We start from the raw sequence: 25,459 nt of genomic DNA, 5'->3' as shown, positions 1-25,459 counted from the left end.
GAGAAGCCCGCCGCCGCTCCCGCCGAGAAGCCCGCCCCCGTCGCCGCGAAGCCCGCACAGGTGTCGGGCAAGGTGGAGACGGCGGCCGTGCCCACGCGGACGACGCAGAAGGAGGGTGGAGGGATGAAGGACGCCATCGCCCGCGCCGCGCAGTTGCCGGACCCGGCGGTGAAGGGTGGGGCCTTCACGCTCCAGCTGTCGGCGTTCCAGGACAAGCAGGAGGCCGACCGGTTCATGGCCCGGTTGCGTGATAGGGGCTATGCCCCCTATATCGTCACGGCGGAGGTGGCCGGTAAGGGCACCTGGTACCGCGTGCGCATGGGCACCTTCGCCTCGAAGGACGCTGCGACGCGGTATCTGTCAGACTTCAAGCGTGAGACCCAGCTCGACGCGTTCGTGGCCGGCACGAACTGAGAGCGGGCGAGGAAGACGGGAAGCACCATGACGACGACTAGGCGGGTGGAGAAGCCCTGGGGCCACGAGCTCATCTGGGCCCACACCGAGCGCTACGTGGGCAAGCTGCTGCACGTGAAGCAGGGCCACAAGCTCAGCCTGCAGTACCACAACCAGAAGGATGAGACGATCCACGTCCAGAGCGGCAAGCTGCTCTTCGTCGTCGACGAGGGACAGGGGCTCATCGAGAAGGAGATGAACCCGGGGGAGAGCTACCACATCAAGCCCCTCACCAAGCACCGCATGGTGGCCATCACCGACTGCGACATCCTCGAGGTCAGCACCCCCGAGCTGGATGACGTCGTGCGGTTGGAGGACTCCTACGGCCGCACGGGCACGAGCAAGCCGTAGTCGCTCCGCCGTGAAGGCGCGGCTCGCCCTTCAGTCGCGGGCCGCGTTGTTGGGATTGCGGGTCCACTTGTCGACGGTGCCATCGCCGTCCAGGTCCTCGCCGATGCGGTCCACCTGACCGCCCTCCCAGTACTCCCAGTAGTCCACGCGCCCGTCGGAGTTGGTGTCGCGCTCCTTGCGCACCAGGACACCCCGCTCGTAGAAGGTGACGCTGTCCGCGCGGCCGTCGCCGTCGAAGTCCCGCTCGCGGCGAGTGTTGGCCCCCTTCTCGTAGAAGTAGGTGGCGTCCACCTTGCCGTCGTAGTCCAGGTCCATCACCTCGCGCATCAGCGCGCTGGCCTCGTCGAAGTAGCGCGTCAGGTCCACGCGGCCGTCCCAGTTCAGGTCCAGCTCCTGGCGCACCTTGCGAAACCGTTCCTCGCCATTCGCGCCCGCGTCCGCCACCGTGTAGGTCCACACGTCCGGCTTGCCGTCGCCGTTCACGTCCTGCTGCGTGACGTGTTCGCCACGCGCGGGTTCCGGGTGGATGGCCTCGGACGAGGCGGGTGAGGACTTACCCGGGGCGTTGGTGCCGCGCTCGGCGGCCTTGTCGCTGGCGCAGCCGGTGAGCAGGCCGGAGGTCATCAACCCGAGGAAAATCCAGCGCTTGCTGCCGGTCATGCGGTGCTCCCGGGACGCAGCGGCCTCTCCGCCGAGGCGTGCGCACGAGATGCTTTCGCGCGCCACGTCATTCCATATATTTTCACATATAGCCATGGCCCGAAAGAAGATCAGCACCACCATCTACATCACCCCGGAGCAGAACGAGCTCCTCAAGGCGCTGAACCAGAAGACGAAGGTGCCCGTGGCCGAGTACATCCGCCAGGGCATCGACCTGGTCCTGGAGAAGTACAAAGCGCAGCTGCCGGGGCAGGCGACCTTCGACGAGATTTGACAGAGAGACGAGGCGCGACGTGAAGAGCATGCAGGGCAAGCGAGTGGTGGTGCTGGGGGGCGCGGGCTTCGTGGGCTCGCACCTGTGCGAGCGCCTTCTGGACGACGGTGCGGCCGCCGTGACGGCCGTGGACAACCTCATCACGGGCAACGAGGAGAACCTGCGCACGCTGAAGGGCCGGCCGGGTTTCAGCTACGTGAAGGCGGACATCATCGAGGGCATCCCGGTGAAGGAGCCCTTCGACTACATGTTCAACATGGCCTCGCCCGCGTCGCCCATCGACTACGCGAACCTCCCGCTGGAGACGCTGCGCGTGGGGTCCATCGGCACGGAGAACGGGCTGAAGCTGGCGGAGGCGAACAAGGCCGTCTTCCTGATGGCGTCCACCTCCGAGGTCTATGGAGATCCGCTGGTGCACCCGCAGCGCGAGGACTACTGGGGCAACGTCAATCCCATCGGCCCGCGTTCGGTGTACGACGAGGCCAAGCGCTACGCGGAGGCGGTGACTGCGGCCTACGGTCGCAAGGGCGTGCAGGTCCGCATCGTTCGCATCTTCAACACCTACGGCCCGCGCATGCGGCTCAACGACGGCCGCGTGGTTCCGGCCTTCGTGGGCCAGGCGCTCAAGGGCGAGGACTTCTCCGTCTTCGGCGATGGCAGCCAGACGCGCTCGTTCTGTTACGTGAAGGACCTGGTGGATGGCCTGGTCCGGCTCGCGCTGTCGGACGAGCCCCATCCGGTCAACATCGGCAATCCCCGGGAGATGACCATCCGTCAGTTCGCGGAGGCCGTGCGCACGGCGGCGGGCGGCGGGGGGAGCATCATCGAGAAGCCCTTGCCCAAGGATGATCCCAAGCAACGTCAGCCAGACATCACCCGCGCCCGCACGCTGCTCGGCTGGGAGCCCAAGGTGCCTCTGGAGGAGGGTCTGCGGGAGACCATCGCGTGGTTCCGCGAGGTTGCCGTGCGGCGATCCCCGTCATAGGTTGCCGCCGCGAGAGACTCTGAAATCAAAGACAGTTTGGCCACGGCCGGGTGGCGGGGAGACGGAAGCGTGAAAGTCCTGGTGACGGGTGGAGCGGGCTTCATCGGCTCGCACGTGTGCGACGAGTTCCTGAAGGCGGGACACGAGGTCATCGCGTTGGATGACCTGTCGGGTGGCAAGAAGGAGAACCTGGACCCGCGCGTCCGGCTGGCCGTGCATGACATCCGCAGCCGCGAGGCCGCGGAGCTCATCAAGTCGGAGAAGCCCCAGGTGCTCTGTCACCTGGCGGCGCAGATGGACGTGCGGCGCAGCGTGGATGATCCGGGCTTCGACGCGGATGTGAACATCCGCGGCATGCTGAATCTACTGGAGGCCTCGCGCGTCGCGGGCGTGAAGAAGGTCATCTTCAGCTCCACCGGCGGCGCCATCTACGGCGAGCAGGACGTGTTCCCCGCGCCGGAGTCCCACGCGACGCGCCCGGTGTCCCCGTACGGGGTCTCCAAGGCGGCGGGGGAGCTGTACCTGGGCTACTACCGGGCCCAGTACGGCCTGCCGTACGTCGCCCTGCGCTACGCCAACGTGTACGGCCCGCGACAGAACCCGCATGGCGAAGCGGGCGTGGTGGCCATCTTCTGCCAGCGCCTGCTCTCCGGGCAGGGCTGCACCATCTTCGGTGAGGGCAAGCAGACCCGCGACTTCGTCTTCGGGCCCGACGTGGCCCGGGCGAACCGGCTGGCCTTCGAGAAGGACTACGTGGGCGCCATCAACATCGGCACCGGCGTGGAGACCGACATCAACCGCCTCTATGCGCTGCTGGCAGAGGCCGCGGGTTCGACGGCCGCCGTGGCCCACGCGCCCGGCAAGCCCGGCGAGCAGCTGCGCTCGTGCATCGACAACTCGCTCGCGAAGAAGGTGCTCGGCTGGGAGCCGTCCGCCGACCTGCGCGAGGGGGCTCGCCGCACCGTCGCCTACTTCCGCGAGAAGGCCGAGCCGGTCCGCGTCCACGGCTGAGGCTGGCTGACGGGAAGCAGGGCAGGGGAGTCCGGGAGGAGGTCGCCTCTCCCGGACGGGCCCTCGTGCCCTGTCGTCCCCGGGTGGCCGGGCGTCCGTTCAGGGGAGCACGGTGGTTGGGGGAACAATCGGGCGCCCCCGACGGGTTGCTCGTCTGGCGGGCGTTCGCGCGTAGATTTTCGCGCGGTTCGATGTTAGGCACGCCCGCTTCTTCCGACGAGCGCCACGAACATGCCGGCTGAAAACGCGCACATCCGCAACTTCTGCATCATCGCCCATATCGACCATGGAAAGTCGACGCTGGCTGATCGCCTCCTCGACAAGACGGGGACGCTGAGCAAGCGCGAGGCGCAGGCCCAGTTCCTCGACAACATGGACATCGAGCGCGAACGGGGCATCACGATCAAAGCCCAGTCCGTGCGGATGAACTACACCGCGAAGGACGGCAAGCAGTACGTCCTCAACCTCATCGACACGCCGGGGCACGTCGACTTCGCGTACGAAGTCAGCCGCAGCCTGGCCGCGTGCGAGGGCGCGCTCCTGGTGGTGGACGCGTCGCAGGGCGTGGAGGCGCAGACGCTGTCCAACGTCTACATGGCGTTGGACCACGAGCTGGAGATCATCCCGGTCATCAACAAGATCGACCTGCCCAGCGCGGACGTCGACCGCACCCGCGCGGAGATTGAAGACGTCATCGGCATCGACGCCTCCGTGGCCGTGCCCGCCTCCGCGAAGGAAGGCATCGGCATCCACGAGATTCTGGAAGCGGTGGTCGCGCGCGTGCCGCCGCCGACGGGCTCGCCGGACGCGCCGCTCAAGGCCCTCATCTTCGACTCCTGGTACGACAACTACCGGGGTGTGGTGACGCTGGTGCGCGTGCTGGAAGGCACGCTCAAGCTCAAGCAGAAGATCAAGCTGTTCAGCAACAACAAGGTCTTCGAGGTGCAGGAGCTGGGTGTCTTCACCCCGTTCTCCCGCCCCGTGACGCAGCTCATGGCCGGCGAAGTGGGCGTGCTGGTCGCCAACATCAAGGAGCTGCTGGACGCGAAGGTTGGCGACACCGTCACGGAGGAGGCCCGTCCGACGCAGGAGCCGTTCCCGGGCTTCCAGGAAGTGAAGCCGATGGTGTTCTCCGGCATCTTCCCGATCGAGTCCGACCAGTACGAGAACCTGCGTGACGCGCTCGCGAAGCTGAAGCTCAACGACTCCGCCTTCACGTATGAGCCCGAGTCGTCCACGGCGCTCGGCTTCGGTTTCCGCTGCGGCTACCTGGGCCTGTTGCACATGGAGATCGTCCAGGAGCGCCTGGAGCGCGAGTACAACCTGAACCTCATCACCACCGCGCCCAGCGTGGTGTACCAAATCACCAGTGGCAAGGGTGACGTCCAACTGGTGGACAACCCCGCCAAGCTGCCGCCGGTGCAGAACATCGCGAAGTTCGAGGAGCCCATCCTCACCTGTCACATCCACGTCCCCAATGACCACCTGGGCGCCATCCTGAAGCTGTGCCAGGACCGCCGCGGTGTGCAGAAGGACATGAAGTACCTGGGCAGCAGCGGGCAGCGCGTGCAGGTGACGTACGAGATGCCGATGGCCGAGGTGGTCTTCGACTTCTTCGACAAGCTCAAGAGCGTGTCGCGCGGCTACGCCAGCCTGGACTACGAGCTGACCGGCTACCAGGAGGCGGATCTGGCGCGCCTGGACATCCTCATCAATGGGGAGCCGGTGGACGCGCTGAGCGTCATCGTGCACCGCGAGCGCGCCTACCTGCGCGGTCGCGAGGTCTGCGCGAAGCTGAAGGAAGTCATCCCGAAGCAGATGTACGAAGTGGCCATCCAGGCGGCGATCGGCGCGAAGATCATCTCCCGTGAGACCATCTCCGCCATGCGCAAGAACGTGCTCGCCAAGTGCTACGGTGGTGACATCAGCCGCAAGCGCAAGCTCCTGGAGAAGCAGAAGGAGGGCAAGAAGCGCATGAAGCAGGTGGGTACGGTGGAGATTCCGCAGGAGGCCTTCCTCGCGGTCCTCAAGTCGGAGCAGTAGCCATGAACGCTGCCAGTCCTTCCGCCAACCCTCCCGCGAAGCTGGCGACCGCGATGGCGGCCCGGCGCACCCCTGAACAGGTGCGCGCGCGCCGCAAGTTGCTGTGGCGGGAGATGCTCACCAGCCTGTGGGCTCCGCTGTGCATCGTCGCCTTGGTGCTGTTCCCGTACACGACACTCATCGAGTTCGTGCCCACGGCGGCCGCCTGGGCCCAGCCCGCGATGAAGGGGCTGGGGCTGCTGATGGTGGCGTACTTCGTCGCGCTGCTGGTGTGGCGCAACGTGTCGCCCCGCGAGAAGCAGCTGCGCCGGCTGCGGCACGAGGCGCATGAGCTCATCTCCGAGAACGAGCGCATCCTCCAGAAGCCGCAGGTGCGCGAGAAGCTCTCCCCGGCGCTGACGGAGCAGATCACCGAGCAGGCGCTGAAGGTGGAGTCAGCCTCGGCCGAAGGAGATCTGGAGAAGCTGGCCCGCGAGGTAAGGGCGCTGGAAGCGCTCACCTCCCAGCACCTGGGAGCGTTCCGCAAGGAGTCGCCCATGGATTTCGTGGGCGGCTTCGTGAAGATGTTGCTGGTCGCCCTGGTGTTCCGGACGTTCATCGTGGAGCCGTACCGGATTCCCTCCGGCTCCATGCTGCCCACGCTCCAGATTGGCGATCAGGTCTTCATCAACAAGTTCATCTACGGGGTGCGCGTCCCGTTCGCCAACGTGGTGCCGTTCGTCATCGTCCGGCCTCCGGGGCGCGGGGACGTCATCGTCTTCAACAACCCCGTCAACGAGGCCACCGACTACATCAAGCGCGTGGTGGGCGTGCCCGGCGACACGGTGGAACTGTTCGACGGCGTGGTCCACATCAACGGCCAGCCGCAGACTCGCGAGAGTGTCGACAGCGCGTTTGTCGTCCACAACCTCACGGACAACGGGGAGTGGTTCGACCAGCGGGAGTCACTGTTCCGGGAGAGCCTGGGCGGCGTGCCGCACAGCGTGCTTCAGACACCCTCGCGGATGCCTCGGCACGAAGGCCCCTACGTGGTGCCCGAGGGTCACGTCTTCGTCATGGGCGACAACCGCGACAACAGCTCCGACAGCCGTCACGGCCTGGGCATCACCGGCTACGGCAAGACGGAGTTCGTGCCCTACGGCCACATCAAGGGCAAGGCGATGGTGGTCTGGCTGTCGCTGGGCTACCACGGCCTGCTGCATGGCCTGTTCGGTGGCACGGGTCTCCGGTTGGACCGCTTCTTCGAGCCCGTGCGCTGACCCACACCCGGGGGGCAGGCGACCCGCCACGCCTCGGACGGTGCTTGACGCGCCGCACGGCCCGGGGTACGCGGCGCCCCCGGCCATGAGACACCTCCTTGGAATCGAAGGCTGGCGCCGGGACGAGCTCGAAGCAGTGCTCGACAGGGCGCGCGCGCACCTGCCTGGTGGTCCAGACGTCACCCACACCCTGCGCGGCAAGGTGGTCGCCAACCTCTTCTTCGAGGACTCGACCCGGACGCGCACCTCGTTCCACATGGCCGCCCGAGGCCTGGGCGCCGGCGTCCTCAACTGGAGCCCCTCCGGTTCGTCCACCTCGAAGGGCGAGACGCTGCTGGACACCGCTCGCAACATCGAGGCGACCGGGCCCGTGGCCATCGTCATGCGACACCGCTCGTCCGGTGCGCCCCACCTGGTGGCCAAACACGTCCGCTGCGCCGTCATCAACGCGGGGGACGGCACCCACGAGCACCCCTCCCAGGCCCTCCTGGACGCCTTCACCCTCCGTCAGCACTGGGGCAGCCTGGACGGCCGCACGGTGCTCATCGTCGGGGACATCCTCCACAGCCGCGTGGCCCGCTCCAACCTGTGGTGCCTGAAGGCCCTGGGCGCGCGGGTGGTCTTCTGTGGTCCGCCCACGCTGGTGCCCCCGGGACTGGAGTCGCTGGGCGCCGAGGTGACGCACAACCTGGACGCGGTGCTGCCTCAGGCGGACGCGGTGATGTGCCTTCGCCTGCAGATGGAGCGCATGGGCGAGGCGTTCCTGCCCTCGACGAAGGAGTACTCGCGCCTGTTCGGCCTCACCCCGGCCCGAGAGGACAGGATGAAGGCGGGCGCGCTGGTGATGCACCCGGGCCCCATCAATCGAGGCCTGGAGCTGGCGCCCTCGGTGGCGGACGGGCCCCGCAGCGTCATCCTGGAGCAGGTTTCCAACGGCGTCGCCGTGCGGCGGGCCATCCTCGAGGTGTGCGCGTCATGAGCTCCACGGTGCTTTTCCGGAGAGGGCGCGTCATCGACCCGCGCAACGGCGTCGATGGAGTCCGCGACGTCCTGGTGCGTGACGGCAAGGTGGCGGAGGTCTCCGACGCGCCGCTCCCCGTGCCCCCGGGCGCGGAGGTGGTGGAGGCCGCGGGACGCTGGGTGCTGCCGGGTTTCATCGACCTGCACGTCCACCTGCGCGAGCCGGGCGAGGAGGGCAAGGAGACCGTCCTCACGGGCTGCCGCGCCGCCGTGGCGGGAGGCTTCACCGCCGTTGTCGCCATGCCCAACACCAAGGTCGTCAACGACAGCGGGCTCGTCACGGAGCTGGTGCTGTCGCGCGCTCGCGCCGCCGGCCTGTGCCATGTGTACCCCGCGGGCGCCATCACCAAGGGCCTCAAGGGCGAGGAGCTGGCGGAGACGGGCGAGCTGGTGTCCTCCGGCTGTGTCGCCATCACCGATGACGGCCGCCCGGTGATGAACGCCGCGCTGATGCGCCGCGCGCTCCAGTACGCCACGCTCTTCGGCGTGCCCGTGATGGTGCACGAGGAGGACCTGACGCTGTCCGCCGGTGGCGCCATGCATGAAGGCACCACGTCCACGCGCCTGGGCCTGCGCGGCATTCCCGCCTCCGCGGAGGTGGCCATGGTGGCGCGAGACCTGGTGCTGCTCGAGGAGACGAAGGGCCGCCTGCACATCGCCCACGTGTCCTGCGAGGGCAGCGTGCGCCTCATCCGCGAGGCGAAGCGCCGGGGCCTGCTCGTCACGGCCGAAGCCACCCCGCACCACGTCATCCTGGATGACCGGGCGGTGGGGGACTACGACACCCACGCGAAGATGGCGCCGCCCCTGCGCGCGGACCGGGACGTGGAGGCGCTGCGCGAGGCGCTGGTGGATGGCACCGTGGACGCCATCGCCACGGACCACGCGCCCCATGGCGTGCTGGACAAGCAGGTGGAGTTCGAGAAGGGCATCAACGGCATCGTCGGGCTGGAGACGGCCCTGGGGCTGACGCTGGAGCTGGTGCACTCGGGGCTGTTGGGCGCGAAGCGGGCCGTGGAGCTGTTGACGCACGGCCCGGCGAAGGCGTTCGGCCTGCCGGGCGGTCACCTGGCTCCCGGGGCCCCGGCGGACATCACCGTGGTGGACCCCTCGGAGGAGTGGACGGTGGATGCCCACCGGTTCTATTCCCGCAGCCGGAATACGCCCTTCCATGGCCGTAAGCAGAAGGGCCGCGTGGTGCAGACCTGGGTTTCTGGCCGGAAGGTGTTCTCCGACGGCCAGGTGAAGGAGTCACGGTAATGACGAAGCGGGCAGTGCTCGCCCTGGCGGATGGCACCACCTTCGAGGGCCGTGCCTTTGGCTCGGTCGGCGAGACGGTGGGTGAGGTGGTCTTCAACACGTCCATGTACGGCTACCAGGAGATCCTCACGGACCCCTCGTACGTCGGGCAGATCCTCACCATGACGTACCCGGAGATGGGCAACGTCGGCGTGACGCCGGAGGACGAAGAGGCCGGCAAGCCGCACGCGGTGGGCATGGTGGTGCGCGCCCTCGCGAGCCAGCCGTCCAACTGGCGCGCGCGCGAGTCGCTGGATGCGTACCTCAAGCGCCACAATGTCGCCGGAATCGAAGGGCTGGATACCCGCCGCCTGGTGCGCCACCTGCGCACGCATGGCGCGCAGATGGGCGTCATCTCCAGCGAGGGCCTGTCCCCGGCCGCGCTGTCGGAGCGCGCTCGCACCGCCCACGGCATGGAGGGCCTGGACCTGGCCAGCGGCGTGTCGGTGAAGACGCCGTACACGTTCACCGCGCCCTCGCCGGACGTCTTCACGGGCATTGGCGAGGCCCACCCCCAGGGCGACCCGCGCTTCGACGTGGTGGCCTACGACTACGGCCTCAAGAAGTCGATGCTCCACTTCCTGGTCGACGTGGGCTGCCGCGTGACGGTGGTGCCCGCGCACACCACGGCGGAGGAAGTGCTGGCCCGCAAGCCCCACGGCGTCTTCCTGGCCAACGGCCCCGGAGACCCGGCGGCGGTGAAGGGCGCGGACCGCACCGTGGCGGCGCTCCTGGGCAAGGTGCCCGTGTTCGGCATCTGCCTGGGCCATCAGATCATGGCGCTGGCGCTGGGCGGCCGGACGTACAAGATGAAGTTCGGCCACCGTGGCGGCAACCAGCCCGTGAAGGACCTGACGACGGGCAAGGTGGAGATCACCGCGCAGAACCACGGCTTCGCCGTGGACGACGCCAGCCTCAAGGGCAAGGCCGTCGTCACGCACATCAACCTCAACGACGGCACGGTGGAGGGCCTGGCCGTCCCAGATGCGCGGGCCTTCAGCGTGCAGTACCACCCCGAGGCCTCTCCCGGCCCGCATGACGCACGCTATCTCTTCGGTCGCTTCGCGAAGCTGATGGCGGGGTAGGATGACCGACCTTCTATGGACTCCCCGCTGTCACCGCTCTCCTACCAGCCGTACCTGGACCAGCTCATCGCCTTCGGCAGCGTGGAGTCGCGGAAGGCGGACCTGCTCGAAGCCAAGGCGGAGTACTTCCGCCTGACAGGCGAGGTCTTCGAGGACGACAAGCTCTTCGAGCTGCGCATGGCGTCGTTCCTCGACTACTACCTCTATGACCGCGTCTCGCCTGGAACGGGCAAGACGCCGGCCGTGGAGTTCTACGAGCAGCGCCTGGCGAACACCTCGCCCGAGGAGTCCAACGCCTTCCGCAGCTTCACGGAGACGGTCCACGGCATTTTCGAGGTCCGTAAGCTGGGCAAGGGCCTGGTGCGCCTGCGCGACATGTACTCGGGCAAGGACTTCGACGTGACGGAGCGGCGCAACATCGCCGGGCTGGAGACGGGCGACATCCTAGAGGCCCGCCTCATCCCCTTCGGTGGGCACCTCCTATTCACCTCTTCCTTCTGCTACCACCCGCGCGCCGCGGTGAAGTCCATCAAGGCCGAGGTGAAGCGCCGCAAGAAGAAGGAGCCGGAGCGCACGCCCAACGAGCTGGTCTGGGAGTGCGCCCGTCGCGCCCTCAACATGGAGCGCTACCGTCAGCTCGCCGTCGAGAAGATCTACGACTTCGAGCAGAAGGTGCTCTGAGTGACGACGTCCACCGCGCTCACACGCGGTGGATGCTCATCAGATTGGTGTTGCCCGGTACGTTGAGCGGCACTCCCGCCACCACGACGACGGGCGCGCCCACCTGGCAGATGCCCTCGCGCAGGCACAGCTTGCGCACCTGCCGCAGCATGGCGTCCGTGGACCTCACGCGGGGCACTTGGAGTCCCGTCACGCCCCAGTACAGCGCCATGCGGTTGACGGCGGCCTCGTTCGGCGTGAGGGCGATGATGCGCGCGTGGGGCCGGAACTCGGAGATGAGGCGCGCGGTATGGCCGCTCTCCGTGTACGCGACAATCGTCTGGATGTTGAGCTGGCCTGTCGCCGCCACCGCCGCCGCCGCGACGCCCGTGCCCAGGTCCTCCGAGCGCTCGAAGGGGGAGTGGTGTTGGTGTCGCACCACGCCGCGCTCCGTCTCCTCGACGATGCGGGCCATGGTGGACGCCGCGTCGATGGGGTAGCGCCCCGCGGCCGTCTCGCCGGACAGCATCACCGCGTCCGCGCCGTCCAGGATGGCGTTGGCGACGTCCGACACCTCCGCGCGCGTGGGGCGCGGGTTGCTCACCATGCTCTCCAGCATCTCCGTGGCGACGATGACCAGGCCGCCCATCTGGTTCACCACGCGCACCATCCGCTTCTGGATGGCGGGCAGCTGCTCCAGGGGCATCTCCACGCCCAGGTCCCCACGCGCCACCATGATGCCGTCCGCGGCCCGGGCGATGGCTTCGAGCTGGTCCACGGCCTGGGGCTTTTCAATCTTGGCGATGAGCGGCGTCTTGTTCTTCGCCACGTGCTTGCGGGCCCGGTGGATGTCGTCCGCCGTGCGCACGAAGGACAGCGCCACGTAGTCCACGCCCACGTCCTGGCCGAACGCCAGGTCCACCTCGTCCTTGGGTGTAATCGTGGGCACGGACATGGGCGAGCCCGGCAGGTTCAACCCCTTGTGGTCCTTGAGCAGGCCGCCGATCTCCACCTCGCAGAGGACGTCCTGGCCCGCCACGTTGCGCACGCGCAGCCGCACCCGGCCGTCGTCCAGGAGGATGGCCTCTCCCGGCTTCACGTCCTTCGTCAGCGACTTGATGGGGGTGGGGATGATGGAGCCCTGGCCCATCACCGCGCGCGTCGTCACCGTCACGCGCTCGCCCGGCTTCACCGTGAGCTGTCCACCCTCGAACTTTCCGAGGCGAATCTTGGGGCCCTGGATGTCCTGGAGGATGGCCACCGGCAGCTTCAGCCGCTTGGACGCCTTCCGGATGAGGGCCACCCGCTGGCGGTGCTCGTCGTGCGTACCGTGCGAGAAGTTCAACCGCGCCACGTTCATCCCCGCGCGGATGAGGCCCTCGATGACCTCCAGCGAGCTCGATGAGGGCCCCAGGGTGCAGATGATCTTCGCCTTGCGCATATGCGCGCGCATCCTAGGCGGCGGGGTGCGTGGCTTGACAGCCTCGCGCCCGGGAGACTAACTCTTTGCCCCAGGCGCGGTGCCGACCCCCGGGTTGGACCCACGCCAGCGTCTTGCAGGCACTCGATGTTCGAGAGAGAAAGCCCGGCTTCCCTGGGAGGGGGGGCCGGGCTTTCTCGCACCTGTCGCTGGCTCTGCTCGCCCCCGGCTCGAAGCCTAGAGGTCTATCTTCTTGCCGGTGCCCTGCGGCGCGCCGAGCGGCGGGTGGCCAGGCGGAAGGGCCTCCGTGTCCATGTCGATGGGCGGATTGCCGGGCGCAGGCATCCCAGGAGGCGGCATCGGGGCGGGCTCTTCCAGCTGTCCGCCAGGGCCACTGCCACCCACGCCGGGCCCGCCCTTCTGGAGGGATTCAATCTCCTCGCGGCTGATGCCGGCCAGCGTCAGCACCTTGCGCGTGACGCGGATGCGGGCGTGGCTGGTGAGGGCCATGGCGATGGAGTCCGACGGGCGGGCCTCCAGCGTCATCTTCTTCGCACCCTGCTCCAGGAACACGCGGCCCGAGTAGACGTTGTCGCGCAGGTCGTCGATGCGGACCTCCGTCACCTTGGCGCCGAGCTGGTCGACGACGTCGTCCAGGAGGTCCTGGGCGAGCGGCTGGGGCGGCTCGCGCTCCGCCAGTCGGAAGGCGATGGAGACGGCGGAGGCCTCATCCACGAAGACGGGGAGGACGACCTGGCGGTCCTTCGTGGTGAGCACGACGGCGTGCGTCTGGGCCTCCACCAGCGGGACGACGTCCTGCACTTCCAGTTCGACCAGCTCGTTGCAGGCCTTGGGGTCGCCTCCGTGCTCGGTGATGCACGGTTGCCCGGAGTCGCCCGGGAGTGTGGCCGCGATGGCCCCGGGAGCACTGAAGGCGGGGAGCATCAGCACCCCCCCGAGCGCCAACAACAGCGCCGACAGGGGGGCGAAGAAGAAAGTGGCGCGGTTGGGTGTTCTCACACCCTGAAACTACGCACCCGCCACCCTGTCGGGAGGGTAGCGATTCAGCCCGGTTGCCCTGGACGGCGTGAAACGGCCGCCCGGAGGGCAAGGGAGCAGACGTCAGGGACGCTCGTCCTCGTCCTCGTCGTCGTAGTCCTCGTCGTCCTCGACGTCCTCGTCTTCATCCTCGTCGAGGTCGTCGTCCTCGTCGTCGGATTCCTCATCCTCCTCTTCGTCCTCTTCGTCGATCGTGTCCGCGACGTCCTCCGACTCCAACGTCATGGAGACGGCGAACTTCTTGTCGAGCACGGCGATCTGTGCGCGCATCTCCGAGAGCGCGGCGACGAAGTCCTCCGAGAGATTCGCGGGCGCTTTCGCGTCGCAGTGAGGACAGATGATCTTCTCCGTCCCCTCGATGAGGTCTTGAACGTCAAGCTCGAAGCTTGCCTCGCACTTCTGGCAGGTGAAGTCGATGCTCATGGTCGGGCGCGGCATACAAAGCCATCCAACCAGCTGTCAACGTCCGCGAACCGGGGGCGTGGTCGGGACGCCCCTACATCCGCTAACCTTCGTCGGATGGACCTCCCGAAGACGATGGTGCATGCCCTCCATGACCGGGCCGCGCAGCAGGAGCATCGGCCGGCCCTCTGGACCCGCCGGGGACACGGCTATGTCCCCACCTCCTGGTTCGAATATGCCCAGCGGGTCAAACGCTTCGCCCTCGGCCTGAGGACGCTCGGGTACGGGGAGGGCCAGCCGCTGGGCATCATCAGCTTCAACCGCGAGGAGTGGCACGTCGCGGACCTGGCCGCCATGGCGCTGGGAGGCGTCCCGGTAGGTCTGTACACCACCAGCGCGGTGGAGCAGCTCGAGTACATCCTGGGCCACTGTGAGGCCACCGTCCTCGTCGTGGAGAACGAGAAGCACCTGCGCACCGGCCTCGCCCTGCGCGAGCGCCTGCCCAAGCTGCGCCACCTCATCATCCTGGACGCGCCGTCCACGCCGCTGCCGGAGGGGGTCCTGCGCTACGCGGACGTCCTGGAGAAGGGCACGGGGGTGGATGACAAGCCCTACTGGGACAGCGTCAACGCGCTGAAGCCGGAGGCGCTGGGCACCCTCATCTACACCTCCGGGACGACGGGCCACCCCAAGGGGGTCATGCTCAGCCACTACAACCTGTCCTGGACGTCCCGGCAGCTCATCACCGCCGTGGACTTCAAGCACCAGCAGGACTCGGTCATCATCTCCTATCTGCCGTTGTCCCACATCGCCGAGCAGGTCATCTCCCTGCACTGCCCGCTGATACTGGGCATCCAGGTGTACTTCGCGGACTCGGTCGAGGCGATGCCGGCGAACCTGAAGGACGTGAGGCCCACGTTCTTCTTCGGCGTGCCGCGCGTGTGGGAGAAGTTCAAGGCCAAGGCGGAGGAGGGGCTGCGCGGCCAGCCCCCCATGAAGCGCCGCATCGTCTCCTGGGCCCGGGGTGTCGCCTCGGAGCTGCATGCCCGCGCCCAGCGCCACGAGCGCATCCCGGTGCTCCTGGAGGCCCAGTACCGGCTGGCCCAGCGGCTGGTGTTCGAGCCGCTCAAGACGCGCATCGGCATGGAGCGGGTGGATTTCTTCGCCACGGCGGCGGCCCCCATCGGCCGGGACGTGCTGGAGTTCTTCGCCTCCATCGACATGTTCATCCACGAGGTGTGGGGGATGACGGAGGTGGCGGGCCCGGGCACGGTGAATACGCGCGAGGCCGCCCACCTGGGCACCGTGGGGCGCCCGCTGATTGGCGTGGAGGTCCGCATCGCCGAGGACGGGGAGATCCTCGTCAAGGGCGGCAACGTGTGCATGGGCTACTACAAGAACCCGGAGGCCACCGCGGAGCTGCTGGAGGGCGGGTGGCTGCACACCGGTGACGTGGGCCAGCTCGACGGAGAGGGCTACCTCCACATCACCGGCCGCAAGAAGGAGATCATCGTCACCTCCGGCGGGAAGAAGACGGCGCCCGGCAACATCGAGGAGCTCATCAAGTCCCTTCCCGGGGTGGGCCACGCGGTGGTGGTGGGCGAGCGGCGCAACTACCTGGTGGCCCTGCTGGCACTGGACGTGGAGAAGTGCCGCGCCCTGGCCCAACAGAAGGGCTGGCCCGAGGACCTCAAGACGCTCTCCCAGGACACGCGTCTGCGCCAGCTCATCCAGGAGGGGTTGGACCGCGACATCAACCCGAAGCTGTCCCGCTTCGAGTCGATCAAGCGCTTCGTCATCTTGGAGCAGGACTTCACCGTGGACGCGGGCGACCTGACGCCCACCCTGAAGGTCCGCCGCAAGGCCGTGGAGCAGAAGCACGCCGGGCTCATCGAATCGATGTACGCCGAGCCCGGCACGGCCCAGGCGGGCTGAAGCGGGGCGGTGCGGGCGACTCCGAGGCGCTGGAGTCGCCGGACGGGCCCGCAAAGAGAAAGGGGCGGGGAACCTCGCGGTCCCTCGCCCCTTCTCACTTCATGCCCAGGGGTGTGTGGACAGGCCGCTTACTTCGCGGCGCGCTTGTCCATGGCGATGTAGTCGCGGCGCTTCTGGCCCGTGTAGACCTGACGGGGACGCGCGATCTTCTGCTCGGGGTCCAGGACCATCTCCTCCCACTGCGCGCACCAGCCCACCGTGCGGGGAATGGCGAAGAGGACGGGGAACATCTCGGCCTGGAAGCCCATCGCCTCGTAGATGAGGCCGGAGTAGAAGTCGACGTTGGGGTAGAGCTTGCGCTTGACGAAGTACTCGTCCTGCAGCGCGATGCGCTCCAGCTCCACGGCGAGCTCCAGCAGCGGGTTCTTGCCCGTCACCTCGAAGACCTCGTCCGCCACGCGCTTGATGACCTTGGCGCGCGGATCGTAGGACTTGTAGACGCGGTGGCCGAAGCCCATCAGCTTCTTCTCGCCCTCGCCGCTCTTCACCGACTTGATGAAGTCGGGGACCTTGGAGACGTGGCCAATCTCGCGGAGCATGCGCAGCACCGCCTCGTTGGCGCCGCCGTGCAGCGGACCGTAGAGGGCGCCGATGCCCGCCGTGACGGCCGAGTACGGGTCCACTTCCGACGAGCCCACCGTGCGCACGGACGTCGTCGAGCAGTTCTGCTCGTGGTCCGCGTGCAGGATGAAGAGCACGTCCAGCGCGCGCTCCAGCACCGGGTGGACCTTGTAGGTCGTGGTGCCGATGCGCTTCACCATCGCCAGGAAGTTGGCGACGTAGGACAGGTCATTGTCCGGGTAGATGTAGGGCAGGCCCATCGTGTGCCGGTAGGAGAACGCGGCGAGCGTGGGCATCTTGGCGATGAGCCGGGTGATCTGGATGCGGCGGCTCAGCTCATCCTTGGTGTTCTTCGCGTCCGGGTAGAAGCTGGACAGCGCCGCCACGGTGGAGCCCAGCATGGACATGGGATGCGCGTCGTAGCGGAACCCATCCATGAAGGACTTCACGTTCTCGTGCACGAACGTGTGGTGCGTGACGAGGTGGACGAACTGCTCCAGCTCCTTCGGGGTCGGCAGCTCTCCGTTCAGCAGGAGGTAGGCGACCTCCAGGTAGCTGGACTTCTCGGCCAGCTGCTCGATGGGGTAACCGCGGTACTCCAGGATGCCTTTGTCACCATCGATGAAGGTGATGGCGCTCTTACAGTTCGCGGTGTTGAGGAACGCCGGATCGTAGCCCATGAGGCCGAAGTCGTCGTCCCCGACCTTGATCTGTCGGAGGGCGTTGGTGCGAATACAGCCGTTCTCGACCGGGACCTCGTACGTCTTGCCGGTCCGATTGTCGGTGATCGTCAGCGTGTCCTTGGGCATGGGCGGAGATTTCACAGGGCGCAGATCGCTTTCAACAAAAAAGAACGATAAGTCGGATGGGGAGACACTGATGGTTCCTACGGCTGCTCGGAAATACGTGCTCCCGAGCGGGACAGCTGCCGCCAGAAGCCCGGAAAACTCTTCTCGACACACTCGGGGCTGGTCAGGACGAGGGTCGCTCCGGACAGCACGCTGAGTGTCGCGGCCGTCATCGCCAGGCGGTGGTCACCCCGGCTGTCCATGGTGAACCGGGCAGGAGGGGTCTCAGGAGGCGTCAGGTGGAGGATTTCCCCCTGGAGTTCCGTCGTCCCTCCGTAGGCGCTGACCAGGTCTCGGATACCTTCCAGCCGGTCGCTTTCTTTCAATCGGAGAATTCCGACGTCCGTCAGCGTGGAAGGCGCGGGGAGCACACAGGCGAGCGCCGCCAGGGTTGGCAGCAGGTCCGGACACTCCTTGCCCGAAGCCCGCAAGCCTCCCGCCGGGTGGCCCGTCACCTTCAACGTATGGGCCGGACCTGTCGGCGTCGTCCCCACGCCCACCTGCTCGATGAGGCGGAGGATGGCCTGGTCCGGGTGGGCGCTGGCCGCGTCGGCTCGCTCCACCGTGCCCCCCGCCTTCCAGGCGATGAGCAGGAGGTAGCCCAGCGACGACCAGTCCCCGGGGAGCGAAGGGACGCTCGGAGGGGGCGTGTAGCCGGAGACGGTGTATCGGGAGTCGGACTTCTGGACCTCGAAGCCGAAGCGCTCCAGCCACGTGAGGGTGAGCTCCAGGTAGCCGGCGCTCGTCAGCGTGCCTTCGATTTCGACGCTCCACGCCCGGCGCTCTCGCAGGAACAGCGCGGCGCAGCCCAGGAGCAGGCTGGATGCGTACTGGCTGCTCTGGTCGCCGGGCACCCGGAAGACGGGCGACACCTTCGAGGTGTCCGTTGGCGCGGACAGCTCCACGGGCCAGGGCTGGCCCTCGGTGAGCGTGAGCCCCGCGGGACCGAGTGCGTCCTTCAGCGAGGTGAAGAGTGGGCCGTGGGGACGCTCACCCAGGCGAGGCGTGCCGGTGAGGCGCACGCGAGCACCCGGCGTCACCGCGACCTGGGTGGCCAGGATGCGGAAGGGGGCGCCACCGTCCGCGCAGTCCACGTCACGCACGGGCCCGGCGGGCAGCCGCAGGGCTTCCACGCCCCGGCGCAGCACTCGCACGTCGGCGGGGAGGTCCTCGTCCGCTTCGGCCTGGACGGAGGGCAGGGGCCAGGCGCCCGTGAGGTGACCCAGGACCAGGGCGCGCTGCGCGTCCGATTTGGAGACGGGCGGGGTGAGCGGCGAGGCCACGAGGTGGCTCGGGTCCAACAGGATGCGACGGGTGCTCATGCTCACGGGCGCACCGCCTTCGTCCACGCCGGCCACAGCTCGCGCCACGTGGACGCGGCCACGTCGCGGACCTCGGTGGCGCCGATGGCCGTCAGGAGCACCATGCGCAGCTCGCCCCGGGCTCCGGCCTTCTTGTCGGCGTCGAGCAGCGTGGCGATGTCCTTCAGCGATGGGCGGCGCAAGAGGCCGGCGACTCGCTCACGGTCGAGGACGCCCGGGCCGTCGATGAGGGCGCGCTCGACCTCGGCGGCCACGGGCTCTGGAGTGACGCCCAGGTGGCGACCCACGTCCAGGGCCAGGAGGATGCCCAGGCCCACGGCGTCACCGTGGGACAGCTTGAAGTGGGACACGCTTTCCAGCACATGGCCGAAGGTGTGGCCGAAGTTGAGCACCCGGCGCAGGCCCTTGTGCTCGTACGGGTCCTGCTCGCACACGCTCTCCTTGAGGCCGCGCGCGTCCTTCACCAGCTTTTCGAGAGCGGGCGGCTTGCGCAGGTAGCGGCGGAAGAGGGCCGCATCCAGGCTGATGACCATCTTCCACGCCTCGAGCGAGCCCTCGCGAATCTGGGTCGGCGACAGCGTGGCGAACAGCTCCGGGCAGATCCACGACTCCTCGGCGTAGTGGAAGACGCCGGCGGGGTTCTTCACCACGCGGCCCTTCACGGTGAGGTCCACCGCGCCCTTGCCACCCAGGCTGCTGTCGACGGCGGCGAGCAGTGTGGTGGGCACCTGCACCAGCCTCACACCGCGCTTGAGCAGGTGCGCGGCGACGGTGGACACATCGCCCACGGTGCCTCCGCCCACGGCGAGCAGCGTGCCGGAGCGCGGCAGGGACAGCCCCGCGGCGAGCACCTTCTCCAGGGCCTTGAAGCTCTTCGCGCTCTCTCCGCCCACGAGCTGGACGATGGCGCGAGGGTTCTGCGCCTCCAGCGCGGGGATGAGTCCCGGATGGAGCCGGGCGACGGTGCGATCCACCACCGCGAGGCTGCCTTCAGGAAGGCGTTTGGCGAGTCGCGAAAACGGACCCCAGCGGTCGTTGGGAGGACGGTAGGCGCCGGGAGGGTAGGGGCTCATAGGGTGTTGGGGCGTGCGTTCATCTGTTGGACGAGGTCTGCGATGACCAGTGACACCATGGACTCCAGCACCGGAACGGCGCGGGGCATGATGCACGGATCGTGACGGCCACCCTTCGCGTGGTCCGCCAGCGTCGCTGGGGGTTTGAAGAAAGCGCGGACCTGGAGCGGCTCACCGTTGGTGAGGCCACCCTGGATGCCGCCGTAGACGTCCTTGACGGAATGGAACTGGGTGCCCGGCTGGCCAATGCGCTGGAGCAGATCCGGCGGACCCCAGACGACACCCGTGATGGCGCCCACGCTGCCCAGCGCCTGGGCGATGAGCGCCTTGATCTTCCCGAAGATGGGCTCGCCCAGTCCCACGGGCAGCCCCTCCACGCGGATGTCGATGGAGCCACCGAGACTGTCGCCGGCCTCCTTCGCGGAGAGGATGCGGCGGGACATCTCCTCGCGGACCGCCTCGTCGGGGCAGCGCGTGGGGTGCGCATCCACCATGGCGCGCGTGAGGCCCGGCGCGGGCACGGAGGCGATGAGGTCACCGACCTGGGACACGTACGCGACGGTGCGCACGGTGGGCATGTCCCGCTCCAGATAGGCCTCAGCGATGGTTCCGCCGATGACGCGGCAGAGCGTCTCGCGTCCGCTGGTGCGACCGCCGCCGCGGTGGTCTCGGTGCTTGTATCGCTCGCGCCACACGGCGTCCGCGTGGCCGGGCCGGTCCACCTGCTTGAGCTGCTCGTAGTCGCCCGAACGCTGGTTCGTGTTGCGCACCATGGCGGCGATGGGCGTTCCGAGCGTCTTGTCCTCGAAGACGCCGGAGAGGATCTCCACCCGGTCTGGCTCGTTGCGAGGGGTGACGAGGGCGGACTGGCCGGGGCGGCGCCTGTCCAACGCGGCCTGGAGGCGCTCTTGCGTGAGGGGCACGCCCGCGGGGCAGCCGTCCACCACCGCGCCGAGCGCGGGGCCGTGGCTCTCACCAAAGGTCGTCAAACGGAAGAGGACTCCGAAGGTGTTCATGTCGCGGTCTCCCAAAGCTGTCGCTGCCGCCGGGCCTGCGCGACGAACCACGCCGCACCCAGCAGGACCGGGGTGCCGCCGCGCCGCGTAATCTCCGCCGCGATGCGTCGGCCGGGCGCACCGTATGCGATCACCGCGACGCGTGCTCGCTCGAATCGCAGGGAATCCGGCGGCTCCACATGGACCGGCCAGGTCCAGACGCCTGAGCCGGTGAGGGGGGCCTGGATGTCCGCCCGACGAAGGATGCGCAGGGCTTCACCGCGCTCGGTCGCCACGGTGCGCAGCGCGGACGTGGCGCCCCCGTCACCGAGGACGAAGACCTCCTTCGAGCCCAGGCGCTCCAGCACCTTCCGGGCGCCCTCGGTGTCCGTGTTGAAGGACTCCCACCGGGTGCCCCGGCGGACCAGGGTGTTGATGGCGTCCAGTGACGAGCCCGTGTGCCGCGCCAGTGGCATCTTGAACGGGCTGGTGACGGCGAAGCCCGCGTAGTGGGGCAGGAGCGAGTCCAAGAGGGCCTCGACGGGGCCGTCCGCGGGAATGTCGATGCGATCAAAAGGCTGCCGGTGGATGCGAGGCGAGCGCGAGTGGGCGATGGACATCCCGAAGATGCCCAGCCGCAGCGGGGCCGGCAGTGTGGTGCGGTCCGCGCCGCGCCACTCCCGAACCACATCGTCGAGGAGTCGCTGTCCCGGCGCAGCGGCCCAGGAGCCGCCAGCGGCCACGTAGTCGAGCATGTTGTTCCGGGCGAGCACGGCGCGCGCGGGCAGCGCCACCGCGCCCATGCCGAGCACCGTGACGCGAGTCACTCCGAACCGGTCCGCCAGCCTGCTTTGCGTCTCCAGCAGGGTGCCGACATGGTCCGGATGAGTCATCGGCTCCACGTGTTTCACCAGCGCGTCAGCGGGCACGTCGCGTTCCCACAACCGCAAGGCTTCGTCGGTGGTGAGCTGTCGGTCCGCATGGTGCGACGCGAGCAGCTTGCCGGAGGGTGCATCGAGCGAGCCCTGGTGCCCGGTGGCATCCATCAAGTCCCGGTCCACGCGCCACGCGGCGAGGACCCAGGCGGCGGGCAGTGGCTTGCCACGCTCGGAGACGAGCAGCGGGAGGACGGCCGCGAGCGCAGCCGGGTCCACGGCCTCCGGGGCGTGCAGGTCCGTGCGAATCTCCAGCACGTCGGCGCCGCGACGCTGGCACTCCCGGGCGAAGTGGACGGCGTCAGTGCCGAGCAGGGTGGGAGGCAGCGTCACGATACGCCGTGCGGGCGTCACGGGGACTCCTCGAGGTGGAGGCAGCCCCGGAGGAAGTCCACCAGGGCGACGGTGGGAACGCGGGCGTGGAGGGCCTCGCGCTCTTGGAAGACGGAGGAGAGTTCCTCCTCCAGGGAGAGGCCCGGACGCAGCCGGGGTCGGGTCCGGTCGTGGAGCAGTCGCTCCCGGTAGGTCTCGAACGTCACCGGGATGAGCAGGGTGAACATCCCCTCCAGCGCGTCCGGGTGGTGCGAGAGGAAACCGCCCCCCACCGCAACGAGGGTTCCGGAGGGAAGCTCCAGGAGCGCGCGGCGCTCGGCGGCGCGGAACTCCGTGGGCGCCTCCGCGACCCACTTGCGCAGCGGGCGGCCGTGGGTCTGCTCCAGGTGGGTGTCCAGGTCCAGGCCCCGCCGCGCGAGCAGTCCGCCGACTCGGGGCAACAACGTGGATTTGCCCGCGCTGCGATGGCCACACAGCACCACCGTCTGTCCCGCGGCCGGGCGAGGCGTGGGTCCCGGACGCGCGACGGCTTCTCTCAGCGTCGGCGCGAGCCGGGGATCCACTGAGTTGAGGACATGCTCGACGAGTCTTCTCTGGCCTTCAGCGGACGATGCCGACATACACGTTCGCCGTTCCGAACATCAGCGGATGCGCGCTTCGCTCCGCATATGCGCCGGACTGGTCCATCAGCGACAGGAAACGGTCTCCGGCGGGGAAGGCCGCCGAAGTGCGGGGCAGGTACTCATAGGCCGCGCGGTTGCCGGTGAGCAGGCCGCCAATGGCCGGCATCACCGTCTTGCTGTAGAAGCGGAAGAGCGCTCCGAAGACGCCGTTGGGCTGACCGAACTCCAGCACCACGACGCGGCCTCCCGGCTTCACCACGCGCCCCATCTCGCTGAGGCACTTCACCGGGTCGTCCACGTTGCGGATGCCGAAGGCGATGGAGGCCACGTCGAAGCTGTTGTCCGCGAAGGGCAGCGCCATCGCGTCGGCGACCTGGAAGTCCACCTGGAGGCCCGCCTTGGCCGCCTTCGCGGGGGCGCTCTCCAGCATCTCCGGGCAGAAGTCCGTGCCGACGACGCGGCCGTTGCTTCCCACCTTCCGCTTGAAGACCAGCGCCAGGTCTCCGGTGCCGGAGGCGCAGTCGAGGACGCTGTCGCCTTCCTTGGCCCGGCTGAGACGCACGGCCGTCCGACGCCACAGGCGGTGGATGCCGAACGACAGGACCTCGTTCGTCACGTCGTACCGCGTGGCGATGGAGGAGAACATCTGACGGACTTCGGTACTCATCGCGCCCTCACGACCTGGGCCGGACTCTCCGGCCGCCAAAGGTGTCGGCCCACCGCGTCTAGCACGGCTGGCAGCCGCTGCATCAACGTTTGAAAGCGCTCCGGTGTCAGGGCCTGTGCCCCATCGCACAGCGCCTGCTCCGGCTTCGCATGGACTTCAATCAACAACCCATCCGCCCCCGCCGCCGCCGCCGCCAGGGACATGGGGAGGATGAGCTCCACCTGTCCCGTCGCGTGCGAGGGGTCGACGATAACGGGCAGGTGTGTCCGCTGCTTGGCCCAGGCGACGGCGGCCAGGTCCAGCGTGTTGCGCATCTCCGTCTCGAACGTCCGGATGCCCCGCTCGCACAGGAGGACCTGCTCGTTGCCGCCCTCGAGGATGTACTCGGCCGCCAGCAGCCACTCTTGAACGGTGGCGGACAGCCCCCGCTTCAGCAGCACCGGGCGGCGTATCTTGCCCAGCGCGCGCAGCAGGGAGAAGTTCTGCATGTTTCGCGCGCCCACCTGGAGGATGTCCGCGGACTCCGCCATGAAGGGAATCTGCGCGGTCTCCATCACTTCACTGATGATGGGCAGCCCGTGGCGGCGTCCGGTGTCGGCCAGCAGTTGCAGCCCCGGCTCCCCCATTCCCTGAAACGCGTAGGGACTGGTGCGAGGCTTGAACACGCCACCTCGGAGGATATGGGCACCCGCCTGAGCCACGGCGGCGGCGGTCCGATCGACCTGCTCCACACCCTCCACGGCGCAAGGGCCAGCCATGACGACGAACCCCGGGCCGCCTACCTCCACGCTGCCCGCACGCACCCGCGTCCCCTCGGGTCGGAACGCTCGGAGCACGCGCCGCGCACCCGTGTCCTTCCCGGCGTTCGCCGGCACGGATTCGTCTGGCTGCTTGCCTCCCACGAGCCCTCCCATCCACCGAGTTCAAGAGGTTTTGAACTCCTTGGTGCATGTATAGCCGAGATGGCTTAGAAGACAACCGAAGGTGATTTCAGGGCAGTCGCGGATGAGGACCGCTGATGAAGACGCTCAATCCCGTTGAGGGCCAGCGCTGGGTGGCCGGAATGATGCCCCTGGCGGCGGTGGATCCACTCTCCGGAGCGGATTCGCTGGGCGTTCCGACGGTGTATTGGGAGCGGCCCCTGGCTCAAGAAGCGGCGGCGGGGTGGGGCGAGGCGGCGGTGGTGGAGGCCGCTGAGTCCGGGCAGGTGCCCGCGGTGCTCACCACCTTGGCCGCGACGTCCTTGCGCTGGCTGGGCGCGGTTCCCGACAGTCTTCCGGGCCCCTGGTTCGGTGGGATTCGTTTCGGCGCGACGGGCCTGCCGGATGAGGCCTGGGCGGCGCATGGCGTGGCGCGCTGGACGCTGCCGGAGGTGCTGGTGTGGCGCACCGGGAGCGGGCTGGCGGTGGCGGCCTTCGCGCCCGAGGGACGTGGCGGCGAGGACGCGGTGCGCTCGCGGTTGGAGCGGGTGTGCGCGCGCTTCTCGGAGGCGTATCGACACGCGCGGGGCGGTCCGGTGGACCTGTCGCAGACCTCGTCGCGTCCGGAGTTCGAGGCGCGGGTGGAGCGTGCGCTGGAAGCCATTGCTTCGGGGCAGCTCCAGAAGGTGGTACTGGCGCGCGCCGTGGACGTGGAGGGGCCGGCGCCCTTCGACGTGGTGGACGTGCTGGCGCGGCTGCGGGAGCAGAACCCTCGCTGTGCCACCTTCTTGTTTCGAGCGCCGGACGGGACGTGCTTCCTGGGCGCGACGCCGGAGACGCTGTGTCGGGTGGAGGGGCGGGTGCTGGAGACAGAGGCGCTCGCGGGGACGGCCGCGCCACATCAGGCCGAGGGGCTGCGGGGGCAGGACAAGGACGTGCGTGAGCATGAGGCGGTGGTCCGCTACATCCTCGCGACGCTCCGGGGGCTTGCAGCCGACGTGCGAGCCGACGCGGAGCCCCAGTTGTTGACGTTGAAGAACGTGGTGCACCTGCGCACGGCCATTCGCGCGGAGCTTCGCGAGGGTGTCTCGGCCGCGCAGGTGGTGGGGGCGCTGCATCCCACGCCGGCGGTGGGTGGCACTCCGCGCGAGCGAGCGCTGTCCTTCCTGGTGGAGCACGAGGGACTGGACCTGTCTCTTATACACA

General features: G+C 68.4%; 25 protein-coding genes. 13 read left to right on the top strand and 12 right to left on the bottom strand.

Annotated features, from left to right (window positions below; all coding sequences use genetic code 11):
• The coding region (locus tag HR086_RS24715) for an SPOR domain-containing protein (RefSeq protein ID WP_174466819.1) at window positions 1-414 on the top strand (414 nt) is incomplete at its 5' end.
• Window positions 415-441: 27 nt separating this feature from the next.
• Window positions 442-804: a cupin domain-containing protein gene (locus tag HR086_RS24710; RefSeq protein WP_141646421.1), complete on the top strand. Its 363-nt coding sequence runs from the start codon at window positions 442-444 to the stop codon at window positions 802-804.
• A gap of 30 nt (window positions 805-834) precedes the next feature.
• Here the strand turns inward: HR086_RS24710 and HR086_RS24705 are convergent, their stop codons facing one another.
• Window positions 835-1,464: a hypothetical protein gene (locus HR086_RS24705; RefSeq protein ID WP_141646422.1), complete on the bottom strand. Its 630-nt coding sequence runs from the start codon at window positions 1,462-1,464 to the stop codon at window positions 835-837.
• Window positions 1,465-1,558: 94 nt separating this feature from the next.
• Here HR086_RS24705 and HR086_RS24700 point away from each other — a divergent pair, with 94 nt between their 5' ends.
• The 9 genes from HR086_RS24700 (at window position 1,559) to HR086_RS24660 (ending at window position 11,121) form a co-directional block, all read left to right on the top strand.
• Window positions 1,559-1,738 (top strand): ribbon-helix-helix domain-containing protein, encoded by a 180-nt coding sequence (locus tag HR086_RS24700; protein ID WP_044281109.1) that lies wholly within the window; start codon window positions 1,559-1,561, stop codon window positions 1,736-1,738.
• A gap of 28 nt (window positions 1,739-1,766) precedes the next feature.
• On the top strand, window positions 1,767-2,723 hold the full coding sequence (locus HR086_RS24695) for a UDP-glucuronic acid decarboxylase family protein (RefSeq protein ID WP_141646438.1): 957 nt from the start codon (window positions 1,767-1,769) through the stop codon (window positions 2,721-2,723).
• A gap of 69 nt (window positions 2,724-2,792) precedes the next feature.
• Window positions 2,793-3,734: an NAD-dependent epimerase/dehydratase family protein gene (locus HR086_RS24690; protein ID WP_141646423.1), complete on the top strand. Its 942-nt coding sequence runs from the start codon at window positions 2,793-2,795 to the stop codon at window positions 3,732-3,734.
• A gap of 231 nt (window positions 3,735-3,965) precedes the next feature.
• Complete coding sequence (gene lepA / locus HR086_RS24685) at window positions 3,966-5,777, top strand: translation elongation factor 4 (protein ID WP_141646424.1); 1,812 nt, start codon at window positions 3,966-3,968, stop codon at window positions 5,775-5,777.
• Between the two features lie 2 nt (window positions 5,778-5,779).
• Window positions 5,780-7,036: a signal peptidase I gene (gene lepB, locus HR086_RS24680; RefSeq protein ID WP_174466818.1), complete on the top strand. Its 1,257-nt coding sequence runs from the start codon at window positions 5,780-5,782 to the stop codon at window positions 7,034-7,036.
• Between the two features lie 85 nt (window positions 7,037-7,121).
• Complete coding sequence (locus HR086_RS24675) at window positions 7,122-8,015, top strand: aspartate carbamoyltransferase catalytic subunit (protein WP_141646426.1); 894 nt, start codon at window positions 7,122-7,124, stop codon at window positions 8,013-8,015.
• Window positions 8,012-9,316: a dihydroorotase gene (locus HR086_RS24670; RefSeq protein WP_141646427.1), complete on the top strand. Its 1,305-nt coding sequence runs from the start codon at window positions 8,012-8,014 to the stop codon at window positions 9,314-9,316. Before HR086_RS24675 ends, HR086_RS24670 begins: the two co-directional genes overlap by 4 nt.
• Complete coding sequence (gene carA / locus HR086_RS24665; protein ID WP_174455325.1) at window positions 9,316-10,440, top strand: glutamine-hydrolyzing carbamoyl-phosphate synthase small subunit; 1,125 nt, start codon at window positions 9,316-9,318, stop codon at window positions 10,438-10,440. The genes HR086_RS24670 and carA overlap by 1 nt, the downstream gene beginning before the upstream one ends.
• A gap of 15 nt (window positions 10,441-10,455) precedes the next feature.
• The gene (locus HR086_RS24660; protein ID WP_141646429.1) at window positions 10,456-11,121 is read left to right on the top strand and encodes a hypothetical protein; all 666 of its coding nucleotides are present in this window, start codon (window positions 10,456-10,458) and stop codon (window positions 11,119-11,121) included.
• A gap of 19 nt (window positions 11,122-11,140) precedes the next feature.
• Here the strand turns inward: HR086_RS24660 and pyk are convergent, their stop codons facing one another.
• From pyk to HR086_RS24645, 3 genes are all read right to left on the bottom strand, one after another.
• A complete protein-coding gene (pyk, locus tag HR086_RS24655; protein ID WP_174466817.1) occupies window positions 11,141-12,541 on the bottom strand; it encodes a pyruvate kinase in 1,401 nt (466 codons plus the stop codon).
• A gap of 216 nt (window positions 12,542-12,757) precedes the next feature.
• Window positions 12,758-13,465 carry a bifunctional nuclease family protein gene (locus tag HR086_RS24650; protein WP_174462235.1) on the bottom strand — a complete coding sequence of 236 codons (708 nt, stop codon included), beginning with the start codon at window positions 13,463-13,465 and terminating at the stop codon, window positions 12,758-12,760.
• 177 nt (window positions 13,466-13,642) lie between these two features.
• Entirely contained in the window at window positions 13,643-14,017 is a 375-nt protein-coding gene (locus tag HR086_RS24645) for a hypothetical protein (RefSeq protein WP_181791072.1), read from the bottom strand.
• A gap of 99 nt (window positions 14,018-14,116) precedes the next feature.
• Here HR086_RS24645 and HR086_RS24640 point away from each other — a divergent pair, with 99 nt between their 5' ends.
• Window positions 14,117-15,916 (top strand): long-chain fatty acid--CoA ligase, encoded by a 1,800-nt coding sequence (locus tag HR086_RS24640; RefSeq protein WP_254626462.1) that lies wholly within the window; start codon window positions 14,117-14,119, stop codon window positions 15,914-15,916.
• A gap of 128 nt (window positions 15,917-16,044) precedes the next feature.
• On the opposite strand, the gene HR086_RS24635 is transcribed toward HR086_RS24640, so the two are convergent.
• The 8 genes from HR086_RS24635 to aroF form a co-directional block, all read right to left on the bottom strand.
• Complete coding sequence (locus HR086_RS24635) at window positions 16,045-17,346, bottom strand: citrate synthase (RefSeq protein ID WP_174462095.1); 1,302 nt, start codon at window positions 17,344-17,346, stop codon at window positions 16,045-16,047.
• Between the two features lie 77 nt (window positions 17,347-17,423).
• On the bottom strand, window positions 17,424-18,707 hold the full coding sequence (locus HR086_RS24630; RefSeq protein WP_174466815.1) for a 3-phosphoshikimate 1-carboxyvinyltransferase: 1,284 nt from the start codon (window positions 18,705-18,707) through the stop codon (window positions 17,424-17,426).
• Window positions 18,708-18,709: 2 nt separating this feature from the next.
• Window positions 18,710-19,780, bottom strand: coding sequence for a 3-dehydroquinate synthase family protein (locus HR086_RS24625; RefSeq protein ID WP_174455331.1), 1,071 nt, complete (start codon window positions 19,778-19,780; stop codon window positions 18,710-18,712).
• Window positions 19,777-20,796 (bottom strand): chorismate synthase, encoded by a 1,020-nt coding sequence (gene aroC, locus HR086_RS24620; RefSeq protein ID WP_141646432.1) that lies wholly within the window; start codon window positions 20,794-20,796, stop codon window positions 19,777-19,779. The genes HR086_RS24625 and aroC overlap by 4 nt, the downstream gene beginning before the upstream one ends.
• The gene (locus tag HR086_RS24615; protein WP_174455333.1) at window positions 20,793-22,064 is read right to left on the bottom strand and encodes a shikimate dehydrogenase; all 1,272 of its coding nucleotides are present in this window, start codon (window positions 22,062-22,064) and stop codon (window positions 20,793-20,795) included. The genes aroC and HR086_RS24615 overlap by 4 nt, the downstream gene beginning before the upstream one ends.
• Window positions 22,061-22,606 carry a shikimate kinase gene (locus tag HR086_RS24610; protein WP_246137561.1) on the bottom strand — a complete coding sequence of 182 codons (546 nt, stop codon included), beginning with the start codon at window positions 22,604-22,606 and terminating at the stop codon, window positions 22,061-22,063. Before HR086_RS24610 ends, HR086_RS24615 begins: the two co-directional genes overlap by 4 nt.
• 37 nt (window positions 22,607-22,643) lie before the next feature.
• Entirely contained in the window at window positions 22,644-23,333 is a 690-nt protein-coding gene (ubiE, locus tag HR086_RS24605; RefSeq protein WP_141646435.1) for a bifunctional demethylmenaquinone methyltransferase/2-methoxy-6-polyprenyl-1,4-benzoquinol methylase UbiE, read from the bottom strand.
• On the bottom strand, window positions 23,330-24,235 hold the full coding sequence (gene aroF / locus HR086_RS24600) for a 3-deoxy-7-phosphoheptulonate synthase (protein ID WP_373564354.1): 906 nt from the start codon (window positions 24,233-24,235) through the stop codon (window positions 23,330-23,332). Before aroF ends, ubiE begins: the two co-directional genes overlap by 4 nt.
• Window positions 24,236-24,351: 116 nt before the next feature.
• Between aroF and HR086_RS24595 the strand changes: the two genes are divergently transcribed.
• A partial coding sequence (locus tag HR086_RS24595) for an isochorismate synthase MenF (RefSeq protein ID WP_174466814.1) occupies window positions 24,352-25,459 on the top strand: 1,108 nt, incomplete at its 3' end.

The organism is Myxococcus sp. CA039A, from assembly GCF_013336645.1.
In the GTDB taxonomy this organism is placed as follows: domain Bacteria; phylum Myxococcota; class Myxococcia; order Myxococcales; family Myxococcaceae; genus Myxococcus; species Myxococcus llanfairpwllgwyngyllgogerychwyrndrobwllllantysiliogogogochensis.
This window is presented reverse-complemented; position numbering and strand designations above follow the sequence as displayed.

What these genes read in the sequence shown, in the direction of transcription:
- HR086_RS24710 (WP_141646421.1), top strand. Translation starts at nt 442, where the DNA reads ATGACGACGACTAGGCGGGTGGAGAAGCCCTGGGGCCACGAGCTCATC.
- HR086_RS24675 (WP_141646426.1), top strand. Translation starts at nt 7,122, where the DNA reads ATGAGACACCTCCTTGGAATCGAAGGCTGGCGCCGGGACGAGCTCGAA.
- pyk (WP_174466817.1), bottom strand. Translation starts at nt 12,541, where the DNA reads ATGCGCAAGGCGAAGATCATCTGCACCCTGGGGCCCTCATCGAGCTCG.
- HR086_RS24695 (WP_141646438.1), top strand. Translation starts at nt 1,767, where the DNA reads ATGCAGGGCAAGCGAGTGGTGGTGCTGGGGGGCGCGGGCTTCGTGGGC.
- HR086_RS24625 (WP_174455331.1), bottom strand. Translation starts at nt 19,780, where the DNA reads ATGAGCCCCTACCCTCCCGGCGCCTACCGTCCTCCCAACGACCGCTGG.
- lepA (WP_141646424.1), top strand. Translation starts at nt 3,966, where the DNA reads ATGCCGGCTGAAAACGCGCACATCCGCAACTTCTGCATCATCGCCCAT.
- HR086_RS24705 (WP_141646422.1), bottom strand. Translation starts at nt 1,464, where the DNA reads ATGACCGGCAGCAAGCGCTGGATTTTCCTCGGGTTGATGACCTCCGGC.
- HR086_RS24630 (WP_174466815.1), bottom strand. Translation starts at nt 18,707, where the DNA reads ATGAGCACCCGTCGCATCCTGTTGGACCCGAGCCACCTCGTGGCCTCG.
- HR086_RS24640 (WP_254626462.1), top strand. Translation starts at nt 14,117, where the DNA reads ATGGTGCATGCCCTCCATGACCGGGCCGCGCAGCAGGAGCATCGGCCG.
- lepB (WP_174466818.1), top strand. Translation starts at nt 5,780, where the DNA reads ATGAACGCTGCCAGTCCTTCCGCCAACCCTCCCGCGAAGCTGGCGACC.
- carA (WP_174455325.1), top strand. Translation starts at nt 9,316, where the DNA reads ATGACGAAGCGGGCAGTGCTCGCCCTGGCGGATGGCACCACCTTCGAG.
- HR086_RS24660 (WP_141646429.1), top strand. Translation starts at nt 10,456, where the DNA reads ATGGACTCCCCGCTGTCACCGCTCTCCTACCAGCCGTACCTGGACCAG.
- HR086_RS24645 (WP_181791072.1), bottom strand. Translation starts at nt 14,017, where the DNA reads ATGCCGCGCCCGACCATGAGCATCGACTTCACCTGCCAGAAGTGCGAG.
- HR086_RS24650 (WP_174462235.1), bottom strand. Translation starts at nt 13,465, where the DNA reads ATGCTCCCCGCCTTCAGTGCTCCCGGGGCCATCGCGGCCACACTCCCG.
- HR086_RS24670 (WP_141646427.1), top strand. Translation starts at nt 8,012, where the DNA reads ATGAGCTCCACGGTGCTTTTCCGGAGAGGGCGCGTCATCGACCCGCGC.
- HR086_RS24635 (WP_174462095.1), bottom strand. Translation starts at nt 17,346, where the DNA reads ATGCCCAAGGACACGCTGACGATCACCGACAATCGGACCGGCAAGACG.
- HR086_RS24700 (WP_044281109.1), top strand. Translation starts at nt 1,559, where the DNA reads ATGGCCCGAAAGAAGATCAGCACCACCATCTACATCACCCCGGAGCAG.
- aroC (WP_141646432.1), bottom strand. Translation starts at nt 20,796, where the DNA reads ATGAACACCTTCGGAGTCCTCTTCCGTTTGACGACCTTTGGTGAGAGC.
- ubiE (WP_141646435.1), bottom strand. Translation starts at nt 23,333, where the DNA reads ATGAGTACCGAAGTCCGTCAGATGTTCTCCTCCATCGCCACGCGGTAC.